The organism is uncultured Campylobacter sp. (assembly GCF_937949835.1).
Classification (GTDB): Bacteria; Campylobacterota; Campylobacteria; order Campylobacterales; family Campylobacteraceae; genus Campylobacter_B.
On sequence record NZ_CALEDC010000345.1, the window covers coordinates 1 to 4,413 of the forward strand.

Sequence of the window (4,413 nt, forward strand, 5' to 3'; positions counted from 1 at the left end):
GCGAACCCTCGTACTCGTGAGTTAGCGCCTTGCCGATGTCGTGAAGTAGGCCCGCTCGCTTGGCTAGCTTTTGATCTCCGCCCGTTTCTGCGGCGATGATACCCGCAAGATGTGCGACCTCAAGGCTGTGCGCAAGGGCGTTCTGTCCGTAGCTCGCGCGAAATTTAAGCTTGCCGATAAGTTTTAAAATTTCGGGATGAATTTTGCTAAGGCCTAGATCCATTACGATATTTTCGCCCTCTTCGGCGATGCTAGCTTCAAATTCGTCGCTCACTTTTTTGTAGATGTCCTCGATGCGCGCAGGCTGAATCCTGCCGTCCTCGATAAGAGTTTCGATGACACGAACGGCGATGGCGCGGCGGTAGAGATTATGTGAGCTTACGATGATCGCATTCGGGGTATCGTCGATGATGACGTCCACGCCCAGGGTCATCTCAAGCGCCTTTATGTTGCGCCCCTCCTTACCGATGATCCGGCCTTTAAGCTCGTCATTTTTGATATTTACGACGTTGATAAGCCGCTCTGCCGCAAACTCGCCCGCAAAGCGCGACGTAGCCTGCGCCAAAATATAATTCGCCTTTTTTCGCGCCTCTTTTTTGGCTTCCTCTTCATATTTTCGCACGATGTGAGCGATGTCGGTGCGGCTTTGCTCCTCGACCTTTTTAAGCACCTGCGCGCGCGCTTCATCCTGCGTAAAGCCCGCCACGCGCTCCAAAACTTTAAGCGCTTCGGCTAGCTTCTCTTCATAGCTTTTCTTTAAATTTGAGCCCTCTTCATAGAGGAATTTCGCCTCTTTTTTAGCGCTTTCGAGCTCTTTTTTGCTGTCTTTTAAAATTTCTTGCTCGGTTAGAAGCGCGTGCTCCTTTTTGCCGAGCTCGTCAAATTTAACGTTAAATTCTTTCTGCAGTTTGCTTGCTTTATCTTCGTATTTTTTCTTAGCTTCAAACTCAGCTTCCTGTACCGAAATTTTAGAATTTCGCAAGATGCCCTCGGCTTCAAATTCTATCGCTTTAGCTTTAGCTTTGGCTTGTTCTACGAAGAAATCGTAATTGGCGTTATTGATCTTTCTAGCTACTAAGTATCCTATGCCAGCGCCCACCGCAAGAGCGCACAAGGCGATTAAAATCTCTATCATACTTTCCTCTTTTTAGGTAATTTTGGCTCGGAGTTATGTAAAAATCGCCCTTTACGTCGTGATCAAGCGATAAAATTTCGCTGCAAAAGCAGTCTTTTATACTCACGAACGCGATTGCGGGCTTAAGCTTCAGACCTGAAAAAAACATATCGTAAAATCCTTTCCCGTGTCCTATTCTAGCCATTGCGCCATCCACTCCGATAGCTGGAACCACGGCTAGATCGACCTTTTTAAAATACCCGTTTTGCGGAAGCGTCTGGCGCAATCCAAAGCGTGAAATTTTAAAAGGCTGGCGCAATCTTACCATTTTTAAGCTAATATCCACCATAAACGGAACGTAAAATTCGCAGCTTTTTGATAGCTTTTTTCTTAAAATCAAAACGTTCGGCTCGTAGCTCATCGGCAAAAATATTAAAATTTTACGTGCTTTTAAAAATTTTATCAGCCCCTCTATACGCCTTAAAAGCACGTAATGCTCGCATCTGGCCGCGCGCGCGGCGTGAGATTTTAAACGCGATTTGCAAATTGCTCTAAATTCATTCTTTTGCATAGCTTAAGCCTTTTATAAAATTTTAACGCTTATTTTAGCTAGTTTTTGTATAATCTTGCGATTAAATTTTAAGGTTCATTATGAAATTTCGTTTTTTTCTAGCGCTTTTTACGGCTGTTTTATTTCTTGCGGGTTGCGGCGATGATGAGGATAAAAAATCAAGCGATACCCCGACCGAGGCCAACGCCACGCAGCCGCAGTCCGAAACCGAAGCCGTAATCCAGGTCGATTATACCGCTCCTTTTACACTCCAGCTCAGTAACGGCAAAATTTTAAATATGCAAAAGACAAAGCAGGGTTTTCGAATCGATAATAACTCCACCGTGACGCTATTTGCGTTTTTTACGCCGTGGTGCGACGCCTGCGCCGTGCAAGTAAGCGCACTAAATGCCGCCAAACAAGCCTACTCCGGCAAGCTTGATATCATCGGCGTGATGATCGGTGATGCAAATTTAGATGATGCAAAAAATTATGCAAGCGCACACGAAGTAAATTACGCGATCGCTTACGGCGAAGGGACGGACTTTTTTACAAAGGCGCTAGGCGGCATAAACGAAGTGCCGTATATGGCGATATACGACGAAAAGGGCGAGTTTAGCGCGCAATATTTCGGGCTGATGCCGGAAGAAATTTTAATGACCGAATTGGAGAAAATTTTCTGATGTTCGATTTTTTTAAAAAAGGGCTTAGCAAGACCATAGACGCGATGCGAGGCGCGAAAAGCGAAGATAAAATTTCAAAAGAAATTTTAGAAGAGATGCTGCTTGAAGCCGACGTAGGCTACGAGCTCGTGGAGGAAATTTTAGGAAAACTTCCCGCAAAAAAGCTAGTCGCAAAAGATGATCTCAAGGGCGTTTTAAAGAACTATTTCGATTACGAGATCGCTAAACCCGCGAATGAGAAGCCGTTCGTAGAGCTCATCATCGGCGTAAACGGCGCGGGCAAAACTACAACAACCGCAAAGCTTGCAAATTTATATAAAAATAGCGGCGAAAGCGTGATTTTAGGCGCATGCGACACTTTTCGCGCGGGCGCGGTCGAGCAGCTGCGCAAATGGGCGCAGATCCTAAATCTACCAATCGTAGCGACCGCGCAGGGGCACGATCCCGCTGCCGTGGCGTTTGACACCGTAAGCTCGGCAAGTGCCAAAAACATCGATCGCGTCCTGATCGACACCGCCGGGCGCCTGCAAAACCAGAAAAATTTAGCCGCGGAGTTAGAGAAGATCGTGCGAATATGCGACCGCGCAAAAAGCGGCGCACCGCACCGTAAGATCATCGTGCTCGACGCCACTCAGGGCAATCACAGCGTCGCGCAAGCTAGGGCGTTCAACGAGATCGTAAGGCTCGACGGCATTATCATCACGAAGCTCGACGGCACGCCCAAAGGCGGCGCACTTTTCGCCATAGCGCGCGAGCTGCGGCTGCCGATACTTTTCGTCGGCGTGGGCGAGCGGATGGAGGATTTGGCGGAATTTAACTCGGATGAGTTCGTAGAGACGCTGGTGGATGGGATTTACGCTTAAACTCTGTGTGTCTGCGTAAATTTACATATTCTCGCCGAACAAGTTTAAATTTTACGCGCTGAAATGCTCGGCAAATTTTGCCCGCTCGATTATCTTAGAATAAATTTTACTTAGAATTTTACGATTTTCGTTTAGAATTTTACAAAATTTTTACTCACGTGCACTGCATAAAAAATGCGCTCGTCCGCGTCCGCTCGCACCAAAACACATATAAAATCCCGCCGCTGCCGAAATATACCTCGCCGCCTTGCTCGCAGCTTGGAAGCTCGCTGTCAAGCTGCATCAAAAACTCCATCTTTTCGCCGCATATCGGACACGTCGGCACCGAGGCGCCCTGTATCCACGAGGGCTCGCCGCCGATGCGCGCGAGGTTTTGCCTGCTGTTTGACATCCCCCAGTCCTGAGCCGCCCAGCGCGCGGGCGTAGGCGCAAGCGCGACCTCGCACTCCATTATCGGTTCGTCCTGCACGTATTCGACCTGCGTCCTTTCGCCGATACGTCGCGACATACCCTGCGCGTCGTGCTCGTAAAAGACTATCTCGCCTTCGTTTATCTCTCTGACGTGCGCGGCAAGGATTAGACGCGGTAGCGAGTGCACGGGCAAGTCGCGGGGCAGCGGATCAAGCGTGATAAGATGAAATAGCGGATTTTGCGCATCGCCGTCCGGCTCGTCCAAGACCCCGCCTAGCTTATATCCCGCCTCGCCACCCTCAAACCGCCAGGTCGGATGGTGCTTCGCCAGATGCGCCGCATAGGGCGCGCCGAAATAGCCGCGCGGAAAGATTATGTGATACACGCGCTGGCCGCAGTATCTTTTGAGCCTGAATTTCTCGCCGCCAAAGCAAATTTCATCGTTCGTCGCTTTTTGTGATTTATCGGCGGCTGGCTCATTTGAGTTAAATTTAGAGTCGTGTTCGGCTGCGCACGCTTTAAAATTTTGGCTCGCTGCCGATTTTAACTCGCCAGCGTTAAATTTAACGGCGCCTGCCGCATCGCACGCTTCATCTAAATTTTTGCGCGATACGTCGCACTCGTCTGCTTGCAGCGACGCTGAAGTAGCGCCGCCGGGCTCGTTTGACATCTGCGATATATCGCACTCGCTTGTTTGAGCTTGCTTGGCGCCGCCGCATTCGTCCGCATCCATTTTTAAAATTTCATTCGCTACCGCTTGCGTCGCGCCGTCTGCGTCAAATTTAACCCGCT

General features: G+C 49.0%; 4 protein-coding genes and 1 pseudogene. 2 read left to right on the forward strand and 3 right to left on the reverse strand.

Annotation, left to right across the window (positions count from 1 at the left end):
- A partial coding sequence (locus Q0256_RS07875; protein ID WP_297961985.1) for an Rnase Y domain-containing protein occupies window positions 1–1,135 on the reverse strand: 1,135 nt, incomplete at its 3' end.
- Window positions 1,068–1,685: a 5-formyltetrahydrofolate cyclo-ligase gene (locus Q0256_RS07880; protein WP_297961987.1), complete on the reverse strand. Its 618-nt coding sequence runs from the start codon at window positions 1,683–1,685 to the stop codon at window positions 1,068–1,070. The genes Q0256_RS07880 and Q0256_RS07875, both read right to left, overlap by 68 nt.
- 80 nt (window positions 1,686–1,765) lie before the next feature.
- Between Q0256_RS07880 and Q0256_RS07885 the strand changes: the two genes are divergently transcribed.
- Window positions 1,766–2,347 (forward strand): TlpA disulfide reductase family protein, encoded by a 582-nt coding sequence (locus Q0256_RS07885; protein WP_297961990.1) that lies wholly within the window; start codon window positions 1,766–1,768, stop codon window positions 2,345–2,347.
- Window positions 2,347–3,210 carry a signal recognition particle-docking protein FtsY gene (ftsY, locus tag Q0256_RS07890; RefSeq protein WP_297961992.1) on the forward strand — a complete coding sequence of 288 codons (864 nt, stop codon included), beginning with the start codon at window positions 2,347–2,349 and terminating at the stop codon, window positions 3,208–3,210. Before Q0256_RS07885 ends, ftsY begins: the two co-directional genes overlap by 1 nt.
- Before the next feature lie 154 nt (window positions 3,211–3,364).
- Here the strand turns inward: ftsY and Q0256_RS07895 are convergent.
- Window positions 3,365–4,413: pseudogene (locus Q0256_RS07895) on the reverse strand (hypothetical protein); the annotation flags it as partial.